Annotated in this window: 16 protein-coding genes; 7 read left to right on the forward strand and 9 right to left on the reverse strand. The window is 68.1% G+C overall.

What is annotated here, in order from left to right; all coding sequences use genetic code 11:
* Positions 1-145: 145 nt before the first annotated feature.
* Positions 146-1,423, forward strand: a complete 1,278-nt coding sequence (locus DIE04_RS05765) for an MFS transporter (protein ID WP_124487978.1) — start codon at positions 146-148, stop codon at positions 1,421-1,423.
* Between the two features lie 20 nt (positions 1,424-1,443).
* Here the strand turns inward: DIE04_RS05765 and DIE04_RS05770 are convergent, their stop codons facing one another.
* From DIE04_RS05770 to queA, 7 genes are all read right to left on the reverse strand, one after another.
* Entirely contained in the window at positions 1,444-1,932 is a 489-nt protein-coding gene (locus tag DIE04_RS05770; protein ID WP_124487977.1) for a hypothetical protein, read from the reverse strand.
* 70 nt (positions 1,933-2,002) lie between these two features.
* On the reverse strand, positions 2,003-3,574 hold the full coding sequence (locus DIE04_RS05775) for a S41 family peptidase (RefSeq protein WP_185500315.1): 1,572 nt from the start codon (positions 3,572-3,574) through the stop codon (positions 2,003-2,005).
* Positions 3,575-3,734: 160 nt separating this feature from the next.
* Positions 3,735-4,685, reverse strand: coding sequence for a protein translocase subunit SecF (gene secF, locus DIE04_RS05780; protein WP_044844020.1), 951 nt, complete (start codon positions 4,683-4,685; stop codon positions 3,735-3,737).
* An 18-nt stretch (positions 4,686-4,703) separates the two neighbouring features.
* Positions 4,704-6,734 (reverse strand): protein translocase subunit SecD, encoded by a 2,031-nt coding sequence (secD, locus tag DIE04_RS05785; protein ID WP_124487976.1) that lies wholly within the window; start codon positions 6,732-6,734, stop codon positions 4,704-4,706.
* 106 nt (positions 6,735-6,840) lie between these two features.
* Complete coding sequence (gene yajC, locus DIE04_RS05790; protein WP_006476868.1) at positions 6,841-7,164, reverse strand: preprotein translocase subunit YajC; 324 nt, start codon at positions 7,162-7,164, stop codon at positions 6,841-6,843.
* 231 nt (positions 7,165-7,395) lie between these two features.
* Complete coding sequence (tgt, locus tag DIE04_RS05795) at positions 7,396-8,595, reverse strand: tRNA guanosine(34) transglycosylase Tgt (RefSeq protein WP_124487975.1); 1,200 nt, start codon at positions 8,593-8,595, stop codon at positions 7,396-7,398.
* Between the two features lie 207 nt (positions 8,596-8,802).
* Positions 8,803-9,870: a tRNA preQ1(34) S-adenosylmethionine ribosyltransferase-isomerase QueA gene (gene queA / locus DIE04_RS05800; protein WP_124487974.1), complete on the reverse strand. Its 1,068-nt coding sequence runs from the start codon at positions 9,868-9,870 to the stop codon at positions 8,803-8,805.
* Positions 9,871-10,037: 167 nt separating this feature from the next.
* Between queA and recG the strand changes: the two genes are divergently transcribed.
* From recG to ubiA, 6 genes are all read left to right on the forward strand, one after another.
* A complete protein-coding gene (recG, locus tag DIE04_RS05805) occupies positions 10,038-12,395 on the forward strand; it encodes an ATP-dependent DNA helicase RecG (RefSeq protein ID WP_124487973.1) in 2,358 nt (785 codons plus the stop codon).
* 137 nt (positions 12,396-12,532) lie between these two features.
* On the forward strand, positions 12,533-13,492 hold the full coding sequence (locus DIE04_RS05810) for a hydrogen peroxide-inducible genes activator (RefSeq protein ID WP_044844025.1): 960 nt from the start codon (positions 12,533-12,535) through the stop codon (positions 13,490-13,492).
* A gap of 552 nt (positions 13,493-14,044) precedes the next feature.
* Positions 14,045-16,231 carry a catalase/peroxidase HPI gene (gene katG, locus DIE04_RS05815; RefSeq protein WP_124487972.1) on the forward strand — a complete coding sequence of 729 codons (2,187 nt, stop codon included), beginning with the start codon at positions 14,045-14,047 and terminating at the stop codon, positions 16,229-16,231.
* 104 nt (positions 16,232-16,335) lie between these two features.
* A complete protein-coding gene (locus DIE04_RS29675) occupies positions 16,336-16,491 on the forward strand; it encodes a hypothetical protein (protein WP_185500316.1) in 156 nt (51 codons plus the stop codon).
* A 120-nt stretch (positions 16,492-16,611) separates the two neighbouring features.
* Positions 16,612-17,100, forward strand: a complete 489-nt coding sequence (dpsA, locus tag DIE04_RS05820; RefSeq protein WP_044844027.1) for a non-specific DNA-binding protein DpsA — start codon at positions 16,612-16,614, stop codon at positions 17,098-17,100.
* Positions 17,101-17,397: 297 nt separating this feature from the next.
* Complete coding sequence (gene ubiA / locus DIE04_RS05825) at positions 17,398-18,270, forward strand: 4-hydroxybenzoate octaprenyltransferase (protein WP_124487971.1); 873 nt, start codon at positions 17,398-17,400, stop codon at positions 18,268-18,270.
* A gap of 102 nt (positions 18,271-18,372) precedes the next feature.
* On the opposite strand, the gene proC is transcribed toward ubiA, so the two are convergent.
* Together proC and DIE04_RS05835 are read right to left on the reverse strand one after the other, a co-directional pair.
* Positions 18,373-19,185, reverse strand: a complete 813-nt coding sequence (gene proC, locus DIE04_RS05830) for a pyrroline-5-carboxylate reductase (RefSeq protein ID WP_124487970.1) — start codon at positions 19,183-19,185, stop codon at positions 18,373-18,375.
* Between the two features lie 50 nt (positions 19,186-19,235).
* Entirely contained in the window at positions 19,236-19,934 is a 699-nt protein-coding gene (locus DIE04_RS05835; RefSeq protein ID WP_124487969.1) for a YggS family pyridoxal phosphate-dependent enzyme, read from the reverse strand.
* Positions 19,935-20,042: the final 108 nt, after the last annotated feature.

A 20,042-nucleotide genomic window follows, 5' to 3' on the forward strand; every position in this document is an offset into this window, starting at 1 on the left:
CTCGCCGGCCCGTCGCGTGCCAGCCGCCGCGCTCCCGTTGTTCGGGGGCGCGGCGGTTTTTTTTGCGCGCCTATAATCGTGCGCACAGCTCGCGGCGCGAGAACGGACGCGTCGGACAGAACGTACAACGACAAGGAGATCGCCGATGCACGCCGTCACGCAGTCCAGCTCCATTGCTTCGTCGTCGCGCGTATGGCGCGCGGTGGTCGCCGCGTCGATCGGCAACGCGCTCGAATGGTTCGACCTCGTCGTCTACGGCTTCTTCGCGGTGACGATCTCGAAGCTGTTCTTTCCGGCCGGCAACGACACCGTGTCGCTGCTGCTCACGCTCGGCACGTTCGGCGTGTCGTTCTTCATGCGCCCGCTCGGCGCGATCGTGCTCGGCGCGTACGCCGACCGCGCGGGCCGCAAGGCCGCGCTCACGCTGTCGATCCTGCTGATGATGGCCGGCACGCTGGTCATCGCGGTACTGCCGACCTACCGGACGATCGGCGTCGCGGCGCCGCTGATCCTCGTCGCCGCGCGATTGATGCAGGGCTTTTCGGCCGGCGGCGAATTCGGCAGCGCGACCGCGTTCCTGGCCGAGCATGTGCCCGGGCGGCGCGGTTTCTTCGCGAGCTGGCAGGTCGCGAGCCAGGGGCTCACGACGCTGCTCGCGGCGGGTTTCGGCACCGTGCTGAACGCGCAGCTCACGGCCGAGCAGATGGCCGCGTGGGGCTGGCGCATCCCGTTCTTTTTCGGACTGCTGCTCGGGCCCGTCGCGTACTACATCCGCTCGAAGGTCGACGAGACGCCCGAATTCCTCGCGGCGGAAAGCACCGCGAGCCCGCTGCGCGACACGTTCGCGTCGCACAAGGCGCGGCTCGTCGCCGCGATGGGCGTGGTGGTGCTCGGCACCGTCGCGACCTATCTCGTGCTGTTCATGCCGACCTACGGCGTGAAGCAGCTCGGCCTCGCGCCGTCGGCCGCGTTCGCGGCGATCCTCGTCGTCGGCGTGATCCAGATGGCGTTCGCGCCGCTCGTCGGCCACTGGTCGGATCGTTACGGCCGCGTGCGCGTGATGCTCGCGCCGGCCGTCGGCATTCTCGTGCTGATCTATCCGGCGTTCGCGTATCTCGTCGCGCATCCGGGCTTCGGCACGCTGATCGCGCTGCAGGTACTGCTCGCGTTCCTGATGACCGGCTATTTCGCGGCGCTGCCGGGGCTGCTGTCCGAAGTGTTTCCGGTGCAGACGCGCACGACCGGGATGTCGCTTGCGTATAACGTCGCGGTGACGATCTTCGGCGGCTTCGGGCCGTTCATCATCGCATGGCTGATCCGCGCGACCGGGATGAAGACCGCGCCGAGCTTCTACCTGATGTTCGCGGCCGTGCTGAGCCTCGCGGCGCTGGTGGTGTTGCGGCGGCGGTTCGGGTTCCGGTGATCGGGAAGGGCGGCCGTCGATCAGCCGTCGGTATCGCGCAGCGTCTTTGCCGTCGCGCGCAGCGTTTCGAGATCGGCCGGGATGTTCTGCCGGCCGGCCGGGTTCGTCGCGGATACCGTTTCGATGAAGCGGTGAGTGGCGTCGTACTGTGGTTTCGAGAGCAGCAGGCGCCGAGTGGCCAGTGCATCGCGTGCGTCGTCTCGAGCACGTTGCGCATCGGCACCGAGCGCGCGATAGTGCTTCCGGAGGAGCGCCGACACCGGGTTTTGCGGCATCTCTGCCGCCAGCGCGTCGAGTGCCGCGACATCGTCGTACCGTGCCTGCTTCTCGGCGAAAAGCTCGGCTCGACCCCACGCTTCATCGAAGGCCTTGCGCTGCTCGTCGGCGCGCGCCATCTCGTGGTTGACGATCCAGGTGCTGGCGCTGCCGATCAGTGCACAGGCGATTCCCACGGCGAGCGGATGTTCGAGGAATGCGCGGATGGAGCGGCGTGGTCTGGCGTGTGTCATCGGCTTCGGTCCGGAGGTGACGGAGCGTTCAATCTACCACCGCGGCCGACGCGGTCGGTCCGACGGCACGTCAGTGCTCGCCGCGCTCGCATACCGGCTGCGCCGGCATCAGTTGCGCCGGTGCAGCGACGGTCTGCACCGGGCGGCCGGCGAGCGCGTCGAGCGCTTGCCGGAGCTGCCAGTCACTTGCCGTGCCGAATTCGCGCTGCGGAAGCGCCGCGCTCTTCGCCGTATCGATCTTCGCGCGCACGCGGGCTTCGCGCAGTGCCTGCCGTGCCTTGCGGACCTGCGCGAACGGGTCGGGCGCGACCCGGTCCGCATACGGCGCGCGGGCGAGATCGACTTCGCGGTACCACAGCAGCACGCCGTCGACGTCCGAGTCGCGGCGCGGCGGCACGAGCCAGTCCGGCACGACGCCGTAGCCGTCCATCGGGCAGCCGTTCGGCCGCAGGTTGCGCGCGAACGTGAAAGCGAGGCGCGTGCCGTCGATCAGGTCGACGCCGGTCTGCGCGAGTCCCTTTCCGTAGGTCGGCATCCCGAGCAGCCGCGCGCGGTCGAGATCCTTCAGTGCCGCCGCCGTCGCTTCGGCGGCCGACGCGCTCTGTCCGTCGACGAGCACCACGAGCGGCACGGTGCGCCACCAGTCGTCGGCCTGCAGCGGCGCGAGCGGATCCTGGCCGCGCATGACCGGCAGTTCGTAGTCGGGCCAGTTGGTCGTGAAGCGGCGGCGCTTCGTGCCGTCGCGCTCGAGCGTGATCATCGCGGTACGGTCGCGCCCGGCGAACAGCGCGGTGATGCCGATCGCCGCATTCAGCGCGCCGCCGCCGTTGATGCGCAGGTCGAGGATCACGCCTTTCACCGGCGGCCCCGCGCGGCGCGCGGCCTGCACCGCGTCGATATAGCTGCCGACCGCGGGCTCCGGAAAGCTCGACAGCCGCGTGTACAGGATGTCGCCGGCGAGCCGCTTCGTCGTCGCCGGGTGTGGCCGGACGATCGCGCGGACCGGCGCGAAGGTCAGCGTCGCGTGGTTCGGACCGCGCCGGACCGTGAGCTTCAGCGGCACGCCCGCGTCGCCCTTCGCGAATTTCACGACCTCGCTGCTGTCGATGCCGACGACGCTCCGGTCGTTCATCGCGACGACGAGATCGTCGGGCCGCACGCCGGCCTGTTCGGCGGGCGCGTCGGGGATGACGTCGAGGATGTGCAGCCCGTCGGGCCGTGTCTCGAACACGATGCCGATGCCCGGCGTGCCGTCGCGCGCGCGGCGCTCGTCGTCGCGCCGTTCCTGCTCCTCCTTCGCGTTGAAGAAGCGCGCGTGCGGCAGCGTCTTGATCCCGTCGTGCACGGTGGCGTCGAGCAGCGCGCCGATGTCGACGTCGGTCAGGTGCTGCTTCTTCAGCACGTCGACCGCGGCCTTCAGTTCGCAGAGCTGCGGTTCCCAGTCGGGCGGGCAGGGTGACGGTTGCGACGCGGCGGCAGCAGCGGCCGCCGCGGCCGCGGACGGGGCCGCAGGCGGGACGGCAGGCGGCGCGGACGCGGATTGCGCGCGCGCGGCCGATGCGCATGCAACGAACGCAGCCGCGGCGGCTGCGCCGGTACTCCAGGCGACGATGCGATGAACGACACGCGTGGCTGGCATCATGAGGACCGCGGCTTCGGCGGGTGGCGGGGCGGGACGGTGACGCGATTGTAGCCGACGGTCCGTGCAGTCGCGACGGACGAGGAGGGCGGCGGCTCGCCCATGAAAAAAGGCCGGTCCACGAGGGACCGGCCTTCCGGTATCAGCCGAAGCGATACAGCGCTTAAACCTGCGCGCCCGCGTTCGGATCGTCCGGATCGTGCGCGGTCTTCTTTTCCTTGATCAGGTCTTCGCGCTTGATGCCGAGCCACATCGCGAGCGAGCCCGCGACGAACACCGACGAGTAGATGCCGAACATGATGCCGACCGTCAGCGCGAGCGCGAAGTAGTGCAGCGTCGGGCCGCCGAAGAAGAACATCGAAAGCACCATCATTTCGGTCGACGTGTGCGTGATGATCGTCCGCGACATCGTGGTCGTGATCGCGTGGTTGATCACTTCCTGCACGCTCATCTTGCGTTCGCGGCGGAACGTTTCGCGGATCCGGTCGAAGATGACGACCGACTCGTTGACCGAGTAGCCGAGCACCGCGAGGATCGCCGCGAGCACCGCCAGCGAGAACTCCCACTGGAAGAACGCGAAGAAGCCGAGAATGATCACGACGTCGTGCAGGTTCGCGATGATACCGGCGACCGCGTACTTCCATTCGAAGCGGATCGACAGGTAGATCACGATGCCGATCACCACGCACGCGAGCGCGAGGAGACCGTCGGTCGCAAGCTCGCGGCCGACCTGCGGGCCGACGAACTCGACGCGCTGCAGCGTCACGTCGGGGCTTTGCGCCTTCAGCGCGGTCATCACCTGGTCGCTCTGCTGCGCGGACGTCAGGCCTTCCTTCAGCTGCAGGCGGATCAGCACGTTGCGCGACGTGCCGAAGTTCTGCACCTGCGCATCGGCATAGCCGAGCTTGCCGAGCGTGTCGCGCACGGGTTCGAGCTGCGCGGCCTGCTGGTACTGGACCTCGATCACCGTGCCGCCGGTGAATTCGACGGACAGGTGCAGCCCGCGGTGGAACAGGAAGAACACGGCGGCGAGGAACGTGACCAGCGAGATCACGTTGAACACCAGCGCGTGCCGCATGAACGGAATGTCTTTACGGATGCGGAAAAATTCCATGGCTTCGTCTCCGGGGCCTTATTGGGTCGAGCCCGGTTTCTTCGGCGACACGCCTTGCTGCGCGCGGTTGCGCAGCTGCGGCTTGCCGGCGCGCGGTGCGTCGCCCTTCGCGGGTGCGGCGAGCTTCGCGGCGCGCGCGGTGTCGGTCGATTCGTCGGCCGCGCCGAACGCTGCACCTGCGGCACCGGCCGTGGCGCCTTCCGGCTTCCACACCTGGCCGATCGCGAGCGACTTCAGCTTCTTGCGGCCGCCGTACCAGAGGTTGACGATCCCGCGCGAGAAGAACACCGCGGAGAACATCGACGTCAGGATGCCGAGGCAGTGCACGATCGCGAATGCGCGAACCGGGCCCGAGCCGAACGCGAGCAGCGCGAGGCCGGCGATCAGCGTCGTGACGTTCGAGTCGAGAATCGTCGCCCACGCATGCGCGTAACCGGCCTGGATCGCGAGCTGCGGCGGCTGGCCGGCGCGCAGTTCTTCACGCACGCGCTCGTTGATCAGCACGTTCGAGTCGATCGCCATGCCGAGCGCGAGCGCGATGGCCGCGATACCCGGCAGCGTCAGCGTCGCCTGCATCAGCGACAGCACCGCGACGAGCAGCAGCAGGTTCACCGACAGGCCGATCACCGAGATCACGCCGAACAGCATGTAGTACGCGATCATGAACACGGCGATCGCGCAGAAGCCCCAGATCACCGAGTGGACGCCCATCTTGATGTTGTCCGCGCCGAGGCTCGGGCCGATCGTGCGTTCCTCGATGATGTCCATCGGTGCGGCGAGCGAACCGGCGCGCAGCAGCAGCGCGAGGTCGGCCGCTGCCTGCGGCGTCGGCTGGCCCGTGATCTGGAAGCGGTCGCCGAGTTCGGACTGGATCGTCGCGACCGTCAGCACTTCGCCCTTGCCCTTCTCGAACAGCACCATCGCCATCGGCTTGCCGATGTTCTCGCGCGACACCGCGCGCACCGAGCGGCCGCCCGCCGAGTCGAGGCGGATGTTGACCGACGGACGCTGGTGTTCGTCGAAGCCGGCCGACGCATCGATGATGCGGTCGCCGGTGAAGATCACTTCCTTCTTCAGCAGCACGGGCGCCTGGTTGCCCTGCGTGAACAGCTCCTCGCCCGGCGGCACGGGGTCGTTCGGGTTCGGGTGCGTGTTGAGCGGATCGGCGAGGCGCGCCTCGAGCGTCGCGGTGCGGCCGATGATGTCCTTCGCCTTCGCGGTGTCCTGCACGCCCGGCAGTTCGACGACGATACGGTCGCTGCCCTGCTGCTGCAGGATCGGCTCGGACACGCCGAGTTCGTTCACGCGGTTGTGGAGCGTGGTCAGGTTCTGCTTGAGCGCGGCGTCCTCGACGGCCTTCTGCACGGCCGGCGTGAACGTGCCGACGACTTGCGTGCCGCCGCCGCCGGGCTGGGTCGCCCATTGCAGTTCGGTGACCGACGCGGCGAGCACCTTGCGGGCGTCTTCGGCCGTTTGCGCGTCGCTGAAGTTGACGACGACGGACTGGTCGACGCGGCTCACGCCGCCGTCGCGGATGTTCTTGTCACGCAGCAGCGCACGGGCGTCGGACGCGTCGGAGTCGAGCTTCTTGGTGAGCGCGCCCGTCATGTCGACCTGGAGCAGGAAATGCACACCGCCGCGCAGGTCGAGGCCGAGATACATCGGCAGGGCGTGCAGCGCGGTCAGCCAGCGCGGCGACGCGCTCTGCAGGTTCAGTGCGACGACGTACTGCGGATCGTTCGGGTCGGTGTTCAGCGATTTCTGCAGCAGGTCCTTGACGCGCAGCTGCGTATCGGTGTCCTTCAGGCGCACGCGGATGTTCGCGTTGGACGCCGTGTTCTCGAAGGTGACGTCGTCCGGCGTGATCTGCGCGGACGCGAGCGCGGATTCGACCTGGGTCAGCGTGGTCGAGTCGAGCTTGACCGTGGCCTTGCCGCTCGACACCTGCACCGCCGGCGCTTCACCGAAGAAGTTGGGCAATGTGTACAGAAGGCCGATGGCGAGCGCCACGACCATCACGACATATTTCCAGAGTGGATAACGATTCATGAGGGGGCCGAACGGGTGGTTGGCGTGAAAGCGTCGCGTCCGGCGCCGGGCCGGCCCGCGCTGTCAGGCGGGCACGGCGCGGGGAGCCGGACGCTCGGTGAAAACCTTACAGCGACTTGATCGTGCCCTTCGGCAGAATGGTCGTGACCGCAGCCTTCTGCACGGTGATTTCGGTGCCTTCGGCGATTTCGACGCCGATGTAGCCTTCGGTGACCTTCGTCACCTTGCCGACGAGGCCGCCGCTCGTGACGACTTCGTCGCCCTTCGCCATGGCCGCGAGCATGTTGCGGTGTTCCTTCTGGCGCTTCATCTGCGGACGGATCATGATGAAGTACAGCACCGCGAACATCAGGATGAGCGGCAGGAAGCTCATCAGGCTCGATTCGGCGCCACCGGCGCCTTGCGCGAAGGCATTGGAAATGAACGGCACGTTGGTCTCTCCGTAGGGGAAGATCGAAAAATAAGCCGGTTATTCTACCACCGGCCCCATGCGCGAACGGCTCGGCAAATGCGCTTTCGGATCAAGCTGTTAAGCGTGAAACGACGCCGTTGCGACTCGTTTGGAAAGGCGATTGTAATGTTTGGCGGTCGCGACGGGCACCCGGAACGCATTATTTAGTACGTGTCCTATGTGACGGGCGCGCTGCGGGCCGCCGGCCCGTCAGTCGACCCCTCTCGCGCGATCCTCCGCGAAGCGCTGGCGGAATGCGTCGAACGTATGGGTCTCGATCGCGTCGCGGATCTCGCTCATCAGCTGCAGGTAGTAGTGCAGGTTGTGGATCGTGTTGAGCTGCGCGCCGAGGATTTCGCCGACGCGGTGCAGGTGATGCAGGTAGCCGCGCGAGAAATTCTGGCACGTGTAGCACGTGCAGCTCGCGTCGAGCGGCTTCAGCGAGTTCTTGTGCGTCGCGTTGCGGATCTTCACGTCGCCGAAGCGCGTGAAGAGCCAGCCGTTGCGCGCGTTGCGGGTCGGCATCACGCAGTCGAACATGTCGATGCCGTTCGCGACGCCCTCGACCAGGTCCTCCGGCGTGCCGACGCCCATCAGGTAGTGCGGCTTGTGGGCCGGCAGCTTCGGGCCGACGTGCCGCAGCACCCGCATCATGTCTTCCTTCGGCTCGCCGACCGACAGCCCGCCGATCGCGAGGCCGTGGAAGCCGAGCTCCGCGAGGCCCGCGAGCGATTCGTCGCGCAGGTCCTCGAACATCCCGCCCTGGACGATCCCGAAGAGGGCGTTCGGGTTGCCGAGCCGGTCGAACTCGTCGAGCGAGCGCTTCGCCCAGCGCAGCGACATCCGCATCGACTCGGCCGCTTCCTTGTGCGTGGTCGGCACGCCGTTGGTCGCGTACGGCGTGCACTCGTCGAACTGCATCACGATGTCCGAGTTCAGCACCTTCTGGATCTGCATCGACACTTCCGGCGACAGGAACAGCTTGTCGCCGTTGATCGGCGATGCGAACGTCACGCCGTCCTCGGTGATCTTGCGCAGGTCGCCGAGCGAGAACACCTGGAAGCCGCCCGAGTCCGTCAGGATCGGCTTGTTCCAGCCCATGAAGCCGTGCAGGCCGCCGTGCGCGTCGATCGTGTCGAGGCCCGGGCGCAGCCACAGGTGGAACGTGTTGCCGAGGATGATCTGGGCCTTGATCTCGTGCAGCTCGCGCGGCTGGATCGCCTTCACGGTGCCGTACGTGCCGACCGGCATGAAGATCGGCGTCTCGACCACGCCGTGGTTGAGCTTCACGCGGCCGCGGCGCGCATGGCCGTCGGTCGTCAGCAGTTCGAATTCGAGCCCGTTCGCGGGGCGGTCCTGCACGGGGGCGTGCGGATGAGCGTGCGTATCGTGGGATGAACCTTCGGTCATCGCGTCATTCTCCTTGCCACCGGAGAACAGTCCGGCGCATGTTGGAAACGCCGCCGGGCAACCGGCGGCGGGGAAAAGCGGGTGCGCGCCATCGTAGCGCGTACCGCAGCAAAACGGGGGCGACGGCGCGGGGACAACGGCGCGACGGCGCGACGCGCAGCGGCCGCAGCGCGGTCGCGGGCCGGCGTGTCTTCGCACCTGCCGCGCTTACGCGCGCGGCGCCTCCGGCGTGTCGCGCCGCGTGAGCAGCATCGCGTCGCCGTAGCTGAAGAAGCGGTAGCGTGCGTCGATCGCGTGCCGGTACGCGGCGCGGATCGTCTCGACGCCCGCGAACGCCGACACCAGCATCAGCAGTGTCGACTTCGGCAGGTGGAAGTTCGTGACGAGCCGGTCGACGATCCGGAAAGCGTAGCCGGGCGTGATGAAGATGTCGGTCTCGGCCTGCGTCGCCGCGAGCGGGCGGCCGGCTTCGTCGGCGCTGCGCGCCGCGGCTTCGAGCGCGCGCATCGAGGTCGTGCCGACCGCGATCACGTTGCCGCCGCGCGCGCGGGTCGCGGCGATCTTGTCGACGAGCGACTGCGGCAGGTCGTACCACTCGCTGTGCATCTTGTGCTCGGCGAGGTTCTCGACGCGCACCGGCTGGAACGTGCCGGCGCCCACGTGCAGCGTCAGCGTCGCGCGCTCGACGCCCATCGCGTCGAGCTGCTCGAGCAGCGGCTGGTCGAAATGGAGCCCGGCCGTGGGCGCGGCGACCGCGCCCGGATTGCTCGCATAGACGGTCTGGTAGCGCGTTTCGTCGGTCGCGTCCGGATCGTGCTCGATATAGGGCGGCAGCGGCAGGCGGCCGAACTGCTCGATCAGGTCGAGGCACGGCTCGGGGAAGATCAGCGTGAAGAACGGCTCGACGCGCTCGCCGACCGTCACGTCGAACGCGTCGGCGAGGCGCAGCGTCGTGCCGGCGCCCGGCGACTTGCTCGCGCGGATCTGCGCGAGCGCGGTGTGCGTGCCGGTCACGCGCTCGATCAGTACCTCGATCTTGCCGCCGCTGGCCTTCTGGCCGAAGAAGCGTGCCTTCAGGACCTTGGTATCGTTGAACACGAGCAGGTCGCCGGGCGCGATGCACGACGGCAGCTCGGCGAAGCGGCGGTCGACGAGGCGCGCGGGCTCGACGGTGCCGTCGACCTCGAGCAGGCGGCTCGCGGTACGGTCGGGCAGCGCGGTTTGCGCAATCAGCTCGGGAGGCAGATTGAAATCGAAATCGGAAAGCGTGAACATGCGGGCTGGTTCGAAACGGCCGGCGGGCGCCGCCGACAAGGCGGAAACGCATGAATGGGGCGCGCGAGCCGCTATGATGGCGGGATGCGCGGCCTGGCCGGCGTCGTTCGTTCGGACGACGTGAAAGCCGCTATTGTACTTGCCTTGCGAAGCACCCAGACGATCCGATGCCTGTGTCACCACGCCGTTCCACCGCCGCCGTTGCCGATTCCGCCGATCCGTTCGACGCGGACGATGCCGCGTTGCCCGCGCGCAGCGCGGGGGAGCACGAGTCACCGCGCGGTATCGCGCCGCGGCGCACGGGCCCGAAGCGCGGTGCCGACGGGCGGCTCGCGCAGCCGGCCGCTGCCGCACCCGACGCCGAACCGGGCGCGGGAGGCGACGAAGCGGGTGCAGCGGGTGCGGCGGGTGCAGCGGGACCATCCGGTGCGAAACGCAAGAAGAAGCCGGCCGCCGACAAACCCGTGAAGACCGTCGACAAGCTCGCGAAGCTCGGCCTCACGCGCTCGATCGATCTCGTGCTGCATCTGCCGATGCGCTACGAGGACGAAACCACGCTCACGCCGATCGGCGAACTGCTGCCGGGCGGCATCGCGCAGACCGAAGGCGTCGTGTTCGACAACGAGGTCGCGTACCGGCCGCGTCGGCAGCTCGTCGTGAAGATCCAGGACGACGACGGCGAGCAGCTCGTGCTGCGCTTCCTCAATTTCTACGGCTCGCAGGTCAAGCAGATGGCCGTCGGCCAGCGGCTGCGCGTGCGCGGCGACGTCCGCGGCGGCTTCTTCGGGATGGAGATGGTGCATCCGGCCGTGCGCGTCGTCGAGGCCGATGCGCCGCTGCCGCAGGTGCTCACGCCCGTCTATCCGAGCACGGCCGGCGTGTCGCAGGCGTATCTGCGCAAGGCGATCGAGAACGCGGTCGAGCGCACGCCGCTGCCCGAGCTGCTGCCGCCCGAGATCGAGCGCGACTACCTGAAGCCGCTCGGCGTGCCGACGCTCGCGCAGGCCGTGCGCATCCTGCACCACCCGGCCGTCGATTCCGACGAAGCCGCGCTGATGGACGGCTCGCATCCGGCGTGGACCCGCATCAAGTTCGAGGAGCTGCTCGCGCAGCAACTGTCGCTCAAGCGCGCGCACGAGGAGCGCCGCACGCGCGCGGCGCCCGCGATGCCGCGTCGCGCCGCGACCGATGCCGATGCGCTGACCACACGCCTTTACGCGGCGCTGCCGTTCACGCTGACGGGCGCGCAGTCGCGCGTCGTCGACGAGATCGCGCACGACCTCACGCTCGCGCACCCGATGCAGCGGCTGCTGCAGGGCGACGTCGGCAGCGGCAAGACGGTCGTCGCGGCGCTGGCGGCCGCGCAGGCGATCGACGCCGGCTACCAGGCCGCGCTGATGGCGCCGACCGAAATCCTCGCGGAACAGCACGCGCGCAAGCTGCGCGCGTGGCTCGAACCGCTCGGCGTCACGGTCGCATGGCTCGCGGGCAGCCTGAAGGCGAAGGAGAAGCGCGCGGCGATCGAGGCCGCGGCGCTCGGCACCGCGCAGCTCGTGATCGGCACGCACGCGATCATCCAGGACACCGTCGAATTCGCGCGGCTCGGCCTCGTGATCGTCGACGAGCAGCACCGCTTCGGCGTCGAGCAGCGTCTCGCGCTGCGCGCGAAGGCCGCGAACGCGGCCAACGGCGCGCGCGATTTCCAGCCGCACCAGCTGATGATGTCGGCCACGCCGATCCCGCGCACGCTCGCGATGACGTATTACGCGGACCTCGAGGTGTCGACGATCGACGAGCTGCCGCCGGGCCGCACGCCGGTGCTGACGCGCCTCGTCGGCGACGCGCGGCGCGAGGAGGTGATCGCCCGCGTGCGCGAGGCCGCGCTGACCGGCCGCCAGGTGTACTGGGTGTGTCCGCTGATCGAGGAGAGCGAGACGCTGCAGCTGCAGACGGCCGTCGAAACCTATGAAACGCTGGCCGCGGCACTGCCCGAGCTGAAGGTCGGGCTCGTGCACGGGCGGCTGTCGCCGGCCGACAAGGCGGCCGTGATGGAGGCCTTCACGCGCAACGACGTGCAGCTGCTCGTCGCGACGACCGTGATCGAAGTCGGCGTCGACGTGCCGAATGCCTCGCTGATGGTGATCGAGCACGCGGAGCGCTTCGGCCTCGCGCAGCTGCACCAGCTGCGCGGCCGCGTCGGGCGCGGCACCGCGGCGTCGGTGTGCGTGCTGCTGTACACGGGCCCGCTGTCGCTGACCGGCCGCGAGCGGCTGAAGACGATGCGCGAGACGACCGACGGCTTCGAGATCGCGCGGCGCGACCTCGAGATCCGCGGCCCCGGCGAATTCCTCGGCGCGCGCCAGTCCGGCGCGGCGATGCTGCGCTTCGCGAACCTCGAGACCGACGGCTGGCTGATCGATCCGGCCCGCGACGCGGCGGCGCGGCTGATCGCCGCGTATCCCGACGTGGTCACGCAGCATCTCGCCCGCTGGCTCGGCGCGCGCGAGCAATATCTGAAGGCCTGATTCGCGCATTCAGGGTCGGATTTAAAACCGCCATTCAGCGCTGATTCGGCGCGTTGCGATACAGAGAAACTTGGCGAACCGGTGCCAACGGGTGTATAAATTAAACCTATCGCCTGTATATCCCTGATTGACCCACAATGACCCTGACTGAATTGAAATACATCGTCGCGGTCGCGCGCGAACGGCACTTCGGTCGCGCGGCCGAAGCGTGCTTCGTGAGCCAGCCGACGCTGTCGGTGGCGATCAAGAAGCTCGAAGACGAGCTCAACGTGCAGATTTTCGAGCGCGGCGCGAGCGAAGTGAGCGTGACCCCGATCGGCGACCAGATCGTCACGCAGGCGCAGCGCGTGCTCGAGCAGACCTTCGCGATCAAGGAGATCGCGAAGCAGGGCAAGGACCCGCTCGTCGGCCCGTTCCGGCTCGGCGTGATCTACACGATCGGGCCGTACCTGCTGCCGACGCTCGTCAAGCAGATGATCCAGCGCGTGCCGCAGATGCCGCTGATGCTGCAGGAAAACTACACGCTGAAGCTGCTCGAACTGCTGAAGCAGGGCGAGATCGACGCCGCGATCATGGCGCTGCCGTTCCCCGAAACCGGCCTGATGGTGCGGCCGCTGTACGACGAGCCGTTCGTCGTCGCGCTGCCGGCTGGCCATCCGTGGGAGAAGCGCGAGGAAATCGACGCCGAGGACCTGAAGCAGGAAACCATGCTGCTGCTCGGCAACGGCCATTGCTTCCGCGATCACGTGCTCGGCGTGTGCCCGGAGCTGATGCGCTTCTCGCAGACGGCCGACGGCATCCAGAAGACCTTCGAGGGCTCATCGCTCGAAACGATTCGCCATATGGTCGCGAGCGGCGTCGGCATCACGGTGCTGCCGCGGATGTCGGTCGCCGAGGTCGGCCCGCGCGCGAACGGCCCCGACGCCGAGTTGCTGTCGTACGTGCCGTTCAACGAACCGGTGCCGGACCGCCGCGTCGTGCTGGTATGGCGCAAGAGCTTCACGCGGATGCCCGCGATCGACGCGATCAGCGAGGCGATCGCCGCATGCGAGCTGCCGGGCGTCGCGAAGCTCGACATGCCGGCGACGATGAACTGAGTGAACTGATCAGGGAGCAGTGCTCCCGAGGCAGGCGGATGAACGGGGTCTGGCGACCCCGTTTATTTTTGCCTATCGAATAGATGAAATTTATTAAATTCAAATTATCGATAGACGTAATTAGAATCATTCCCATGGATTGCGTCGGATCGGCGGTTCGATTCGCACGTTGAATGCAAGCGTCAAAGGAGGATGTCATGATGCGGTCGGTACTGCAGCACGCGCAGCGGAACATCCCGTCGCGCGACGAGGTCGTCAATCGTGCGAGGGCCGCGGCCCGGAGCCTGTGCCCGATTGCGTTCGCGTACCTGGCGGACCGTACGTATGGCGGATGAGTGCCGTTGCATGCCGGTTCGGTGTTCCCCGACTCACCGCCGTTCAGCCATGAGGGAGCGTTGCATGTCCGAAGTCCCGCAACCCGCATCGAAGGCCACGCGGCCTGACACCCCGTAGTACGACAGGATCAACCTGTTCCGTTTCATCCCCCCGCAATGCTCCATGAACCGCGCCCGGCAAGTGGGGGCTTACGAGTCAAGCAAAGGAGAAAAAAGCATGTCGACCGAATCGAAGTGTCCGTTCAACCATACGGCGGCCGGCGGCACGTCGAACAGGGACTGGTGGCCGAACCAGCTCAATCTCAACATCCTGCACCGGCACTCGGCGCTGTCCGATCCGATGGACAAGGATTTCGACTACGCGGAAGCGTTCAAGAAGCTCGACCTCGCGGCGGTGAAGCGCGATCTGCAGGCGCTGATGACCACGTCGCAGGACTGGTGGCCGGCCGACTTCGGCCACTACGGCGGCCTGTTCATCCGGATGGCCTGGCACAGCGCCGGCACGTACCGGACCGCCGACGGCCGCGGCGGCGCGGGCGGCGGGCAACAGCGCTTCGCCCCGCTGAACAGCTGGCCGGACAACGGCAACCTCGACAAGGCGCGCCGGCTGTTGTGGCCGATCAAGCAGAAGTACGGCCGCAACATCTCGTGGGCCGACCTGCTGATCCTGACCGGCAACGTCGCGCTCGAATCGATGGGCTTCAAGACCTTCGGCTTCGCGGGCGGCCGCGTCGACACATGGGAACCGGACGACGTCTACTGGGGTTCGGAAAAGATCTGGCTGGAACTGAGCGGCGGCCCGAACAGCCGCTACTCGGGCGACCGTGATCTCGAGAACCCGCTCGCGGCCGTGCAGATGGGCCTCATCTACGTGAATCCGGAAGGCCCGGACGGCAACCCCGACCCGGTCGCGGCGGCCCGCGACATCCGCGAGACGTTCGCGCGGATGGCGATGAACGACGAAGAGACGGTCGCGCTGATCGCCGGCGGCCACACGTTCGGCAAGACGCACGGCGCCGGCCCCGCCACGAACGTCGGCCCCGAGCCGGAAGCGGCGGGCATCGAGCAGCAGGGCCTCGGCTGGAAGAGCACGTACGCATCGGGCAAGGGCCGCGACGCGATCACGAGCGGCCTCGAAGTCACGTGGACGTCGACGCCGACGAAGTGGAGCAACGACTTCTTCAAGCACCTGTTCGGCTATGAATGGGAACTGACGAAGAGCCCGGCCGGCGCGCACCAGTGGGTTGCGAAGGGCGCCGACGAGGTGATTCCCGATGCGTTCGATCCGGCGAAGAAGCATCGCCCGACGATGCTGACGACCGACCTGTCGCTGCGTTTCGACCCGGCCTACGAGAAGATCTCGCGCCGCTTCTACGAGAACCCGGCCGAGTTCGCCGACGCGTTCGCGCGCGCCTGGTTCAAGCTCACGCACCGCGACATGGGTCCGCGTGCGCGCTATCTGGGCCCGGAAGTGCCGGCCGAGCAACTGCTGTGGCAAGACCCGATCCCGGCCGTCGACCACCCACTGATCGACGCCGCCGACGTCGCGGCGCTGAAGGCGAAGGTGCTCGCGTCGGGGCTGTCGGTCGCGCAGCTCGTGTCGACCGCGTGGGCGTCGGCTTCCACGTTCCGCGGTTCGGACAAGCGCGGCGGCGCGAACGGCGCGCGCATCCGCCTCGCCCCGCAGAAGGACTGGGAAGTGAACCAGCCGGCGGCACTTGCCGCGGTGCTCGAAACGCTCGAAGGCGTGCAGAAGGCGTTCAACGATGCGCAGACGGGCGGCAAGAAGGTGTCGCTCGCCGACCTGATCGTGCTCGCCGGTGCAGCCGGCGTCGAGCAGGCCGCGAAGAACGCGGGTGTCGCGGTGACGGTGCCGTTCGCACCGGGCCGGATGGACGCGTCGCAAGAGCAGACCGACATCGAGGCGATGGCCGTGCTCGAGCCGGTTGCGGACGGTTTCCGCAACTACCTGAAGCACGCGTACAAGACGCCGGCCGAGGCGCTGCTGGTCGACAAGGCCCAGCTGCTGACGCTGAGCGGGCCGGAGCTGACGGTGCTCGTCGGCGGCCTGCGGGTGCTCGGCGCGAACGTCGGTGACGCAAAGCACGGCGTGTTCACCGATCGTCCGGGCGCGCTGACCAACGACTTCTTCGTGAACCTGCTCGACATGGGCACGGAGTGGAAGCCGGTGTCGGCCGCGAACGACGTGTTCGAAGGGCGCGACCGGGCGACGGGCCAGGTCAAGTGGACCGGCACGCGCGTCGACCTGATCTTCGGTTCGCACTCGCAGCTGCGGGCGCTGGCCGAGGTGTACGGCAGCGCCGACGCGCACGAGAAGTTCGTGCGCGATTTCGTCGCGGCCTGGAACAAGGTGATGAACCTCGACCGCTTCGACCTCGCGTGAAAGTCGCGATGCGCTGACGCAGTCACGCTGTAACGTGAAACGGCCGGTCGCACGACCGGCCGTTTTTTCTTCCGATTCAAGGTCTTGTCGAAGGAGTGACGACCATGACGCAAATGATGCTGAACATGCGCGCCGCGTTCACGCCGGCCGAGCTGGCGCGCCGTATCGTCGGTTTCGCGATCGTCATCGGCGGTGCGGCCGAGCTGGTCGCGCAGGCGCTGCACGCGCTCGCACCGCTCGTGTCGAGCGCCGGCGGCTGAGCGCAGCGAATCGCGCGCCGCGCTAGACTGGCACGTCGCGAACGGATGCCGCACGGCGCGGCATGCGGATTGCTCGACGCGTTTTCGCCGGTTCAACATTTCGAATGAGGAGTCCCGAAGATGGCCAGGAAAGGCAACGCCACGCAGATCAACATCGGCATCAGCGACAAGGACCGCAAGAAGATCGCGGACGGCCTGTCGCGTCTGCTCGCCGATACGTTTTCGCTGTACCTGAAGACCCACAACTTCCACTGGAACGTCACCGGGCCGATGTTCAACACGCTGCATCTGATGTTCGAAGAGCAGTACAACGAACTGTGGCTCGCGGTCGACCTGGTCGCCGAGCGCATTCGCACGCTCGGCGTCGTCGCGCCGGGCACGTTCGCGGATTTCGCGAAGCTGTCGTCGGTGCCGGAAGCGAACGGCGTGCCGGCGGCCGAAGAGATGATCCGCCAGCTCGTCGAAGGGCACGAGACGGTCGTGCGCACCGCGCGCGAAATCTTCCCGATCGCCGATGCGGCGAGCGACGAGCCGACCGCCGACCTGCTGACGCAGCGCCTGCAGACGCATGAAAAGACTGCGTGGATGCTGCGGTCGCTGCTTGCCTGAATCCGGGGTGACCGGCCGTGCGTCGTGCGGCCGGTGTCAGCGGGTGATCGGCAACCGGGCGGTGTCCCGAAGTCGAAGCGGGGTCGGATTGCCTGCATCGGCATCGAATGTCGGCAGGGCGGGCTGCGCACCGCCCATGCATCTGTCCCCTGATCGACGTATGCGGCTGCTCGGCCGCGTGCAGCGGGCCCGGGCAGCCTGCGCGCGCGCCGCCGCACCCGGCTGCGGGCCGTCCCGACATGACGCGAACCGCCGCTCGGCTCTAAAATGCCGGGATTCTCTTCCCGGTGGTTCGCCATGCTCGCCCGCTTTCCCCTGTACCTGCGGCTCGTCCGGATGGACAAGCCGATCGGCAGCCTGCTGCTGCTCTGGCCGACGCTCAACGCACTGTGGATCGCGTCGGACGGTCATCCGCGCTGGCCGCTGCTGGTGATCTTCGCGCTCGGCACGTTGCTGATGCGCTCGGCCGGCTGCGCGATGAACGACTATGCCGACCGCGATTTCGACCGTCACGTGAAGCGCACGGCCGACCGGCCGCTGACGTCGGGCAAGATCCGCGCATGGGAAGCCGTCGCGATCGCGGTGGTGCTGTCGTTCATCGCGTTCCTGCTGATCCTGCCGCTCAACACGCTGACGAAGGAGCTGTCGGTCGTCGCGCTGTTCGTCGCCGGCTCGTACCCGTTCATGAAGCGTTTCTTCGCGATTCCGCAGGCGTATCTCGGCATCGCGTTCGGCTTTGGCATCCCGATGGCGTTCGCGGCCGTGCAGGACACGGTGCCGATGCTCGCGTGGGTGATGCTGGTGGCGAACATCTTCTGGTCGGTCGCGTACGACACCGAATACGCGATGGTCGACCGCGACGACGACATCAAGATCGGCATTCGCACGTCCGCGCTGACGTTCGGCCGCTTCGACGTCGCGGCCGTGATGGCGTGCTATGCGGTGACGCTCGGCATCTATGTGTGGATCGGCGTGACGCTCGGCTTCGGTCTCGCGTACTGGGCCGGCTGGGCTGCGGCGGTCGGCTGCGCGCTGTATCACTACACGCTGATCAAGGATCGCGAGCGGATGCCGTGCTTCGCGGCGTTCCGGCACAACAACTGGCTCGGCGGCGTGCTGTTCGCGGGGATCGCCGTGCATTACCTGCTGGCGGGGCCGGCTGCCAACTGAAGCGGTACGGGCACCTCGCCGGTGCGCGATGCCAACAAAAAAGCGGCCGTGGCCGCTTTTTTTGTTGGCGCGGCCGGGCAAGCCCGGCCGACGACGCGGCGCTTACGCGCGACCGAGCTCGTCGCCCATTTCCTTCGCGCGTGCCTCGGCCGCGAGCGCGCCGCGCACGATCGCTTCCTTCACGCCTTGCGCGTCGAACGACGCGAGCGCGGCGGCCGTCGTGCCGCCCTTCGACGTCACGCGCTCGCGCAGCACGCTCGCCGGTTCGCCCGACTGAGCGGCGAGTTGCGCGGCGCCCGCGAACGTCGCGACCGCGAGCGCGCGGCCCTGTTCGTCGTTCATGCCGAGGCGGCGCGCGGCTTCCTGCAGCGCTTCGATGAAATAGAACACGTACGCCGGGCCGCTGCCCGAGATCGCCGTGACCGCGTCGAGCTGCGCTTCATCGTCGAACCAGACGATCTCGCCGACCGCCCCGAGCACGTTCGACGCGAGCTCGCGACCGGCCGCGTCGACGCCCGGCAGCGCGGCGAGGCCCGTCACGCCCATGCCGACCAGCGCCGGCGTGTTCGGCATCGTGCGCACGACGCGTGCGTAGTCGCCGAGCCAGCGGGCGAGGTCGGTGCCGCGGATGCCGGCCGCGATGCTGATCACGAGCTGCGACTTCAGGTGCGGCGCGAGCGCCTGCGCGACGTCCTTCAGCACCTGCGGTTTCACCGCGAGCACGATCGCGTCGTAGTCCGCGAGCGTCGCGTCGACGGCCGCGCCGGTGCGGATGCCGAACTGCTGCGCGGTGCGCGCGCGGGCGTCTTCGTTGACGTCGATGGCATACAGGCCGTCAGCGGCGACGCCGCGCTTGATCAGGCCGCCGATCAGGGCCGCGGCCATGTTGCCGCCGCCGATGAATGCGATTTTCATGGTGTCGAATTGAGCAAGTGAGTGAACGGGAAGGCGGAAAAGGGCGGCGCTCAGTGCGAATATTCGCGGGCGCCGAAGATCGCGGTGCCGACGCGCACGATGGTCGCGCCTTCGAGCACCGCGGCCTCGAGATCGGCGGACATGCCCATCGACAACGTGTCGAGCGGCAGGCCGTCGGCGCGCAATGCGTCGTACAGCGCGCGCAGCGCGCGATGCGGCACGCGTTGCGCATCGATATCGCCGGCCGGCTCGGGAATCGCCATCAGGCCGCGCAGGCGCAGCGCCGGCAGCGCGGCGACCGCGCGCGCGACGTCGGCCACGTCGGCCGGCGCGACACCGCTCTTCGACGCCTCGCCGCTGATGTTCACCTGCACGCATACGTTGAGCGGCGGCAGGTGCGCGGGGCGCTGTTCGGCGAGGCGCTGCGCGATCTTCAGCCGGTCGACCGAATGGACCCAGTCGAACCGTTCGGCGACCGGGCGCGTCTTGTTCGATTGCAGCGGCCCGATGAAATGCCATTCGAGCGCGGCGCGCAGATCCGCGAGCGCGTCGATCTTGTCGATCGATTCCTGCACGTAGTTCTCGCCGAACGCGCGTTGGCCGGCCGCATGCGCGGCGCGCACGTCGTCGGCGGGAAACGTCTTCGACACGGCGAGCAGCGAGACGGTGGCGGGATCGCGGCCGGCCGCGCGGGCGGCGTCGGCGATGCGGCGGTGAACGGAATCGAGACGGACGGCGAAATCGGACATGACGGGCACGGAAGCAGGCACGGGAAGCGAGTACGGCGGCGAATGGCGACGAATGCGGCAGCGGGTGCGGCACGGCACGCGCCGCATCGGTTCGCCCATTATACGGAC

Source organism: Burkholderia sp. Bp8994 (genome assembly GCF_003853805.1).
Classification (GTDB): Bacteria; Pseudomonadota; Gammaproteobacteria; order Burkholderiales; family Burkholderiaceae; genus Burkholderia.

Bases quoted from the DNA above. Each gene is read 5' to 3' on its own strand.
- DIE04_RS05765 (WP_124487978.1), top strand. From the start codon at position 146: ATGCACGCCGTCACGCAGTCCAGCTCCATTGCTTCGTCGTCGCGCGTA.
- DIE04_RS05770 (WP_124487977.1), bottom strand. From the start codon at position 1,932: ATGACACACGCCAGACCACGCCGCTCCATCCGCGCATTCCTCGAACAT.
- DIE04_RS05775 (WP_185500315.1), bottom strand. From the start codon at position 3,574: ATGATGCCAGCCACGCGTGTCGTTCATCGCATCGTCGCCTGGAGTACC.
- secF (WP_044844020.1), bottom strand. From the start codon at position 4,685: ATGGAATTTTTCCGCATCCGTAAAGACATTCCGTTCATGCGGCACGCG.
- secD (WP_124487976.1), bottom strand. From the start codon at position 6,734: ATGAATCGTTATCCACTCTGGAAATATGTCGTGATGGTCGTGGCGCTC.
- tgt (WP_124487975.1), bottom strand. From the start codon at position 8,595: ATGACCGAAGGTTCATCCCACGATACGCACGCTCATCCGCACGCCCCC.
- queA (WP_124487974.1), bottom strand. From the start codon at position 9,870: ATGTTCACGCTTTCCGATTTCGATTTCAATCTGCCTCCCGAGCTGATT.
- recG (WP_124487973.1), top strand. From the start codon at position 10,038: ATGCCTGTGTCACCACGCCGTTCCACCGCCGCCGTTGCCGATTCCGCC.
- DIE04_RS05810 (WP_044844025.1), top strand. From the start codon at position 12,533: ATGACCCTGACTGAATTGAAATACATCGTCGCGGTCGCGCGCGAACGG.
- katG (WP_124487972.1), top strand. From the start codon at position 14,045: ATGTCGACCGAATCGAAGTGTCCGTTCAACCATACGGCGGCCGGCGGC.
- DIE04_RS29675 (WP_185500316.1), top strand. From the start codon at position 16,336: ATGACGCAAATGATGCTGAACATGCGCGCCGCGTTCACGCCGGCCGAG.
- dpsA (WP_044844027.1), top strand. From the start codon at position 16,612: ATGGCCAGGAAAGGCAACGCCACGCAGATCAACATCGGCATCAGCGAC.
- ubiA (WP_124487971.1), top strand. From the start codon at position 17,398: ATGCTCGCCCGCTTTCCCCTGTACCTGCGGCTCGTCCGGATGGACAAG.
- proC (WP_124487970.1), bottom strand. From the start codon at position 19,185: ATGAAAATCGCATTCATCGGCGGCGGCAACATGGCCGCGGCCCTGATC.
- DIE04_RS05835 (WP_124487969.1), bottom strand. From the start codon at position 19,934: ATGTCCGATTTCGCCGTCCGTCTCGATTCCGTTCACCGCCGCATCGCC.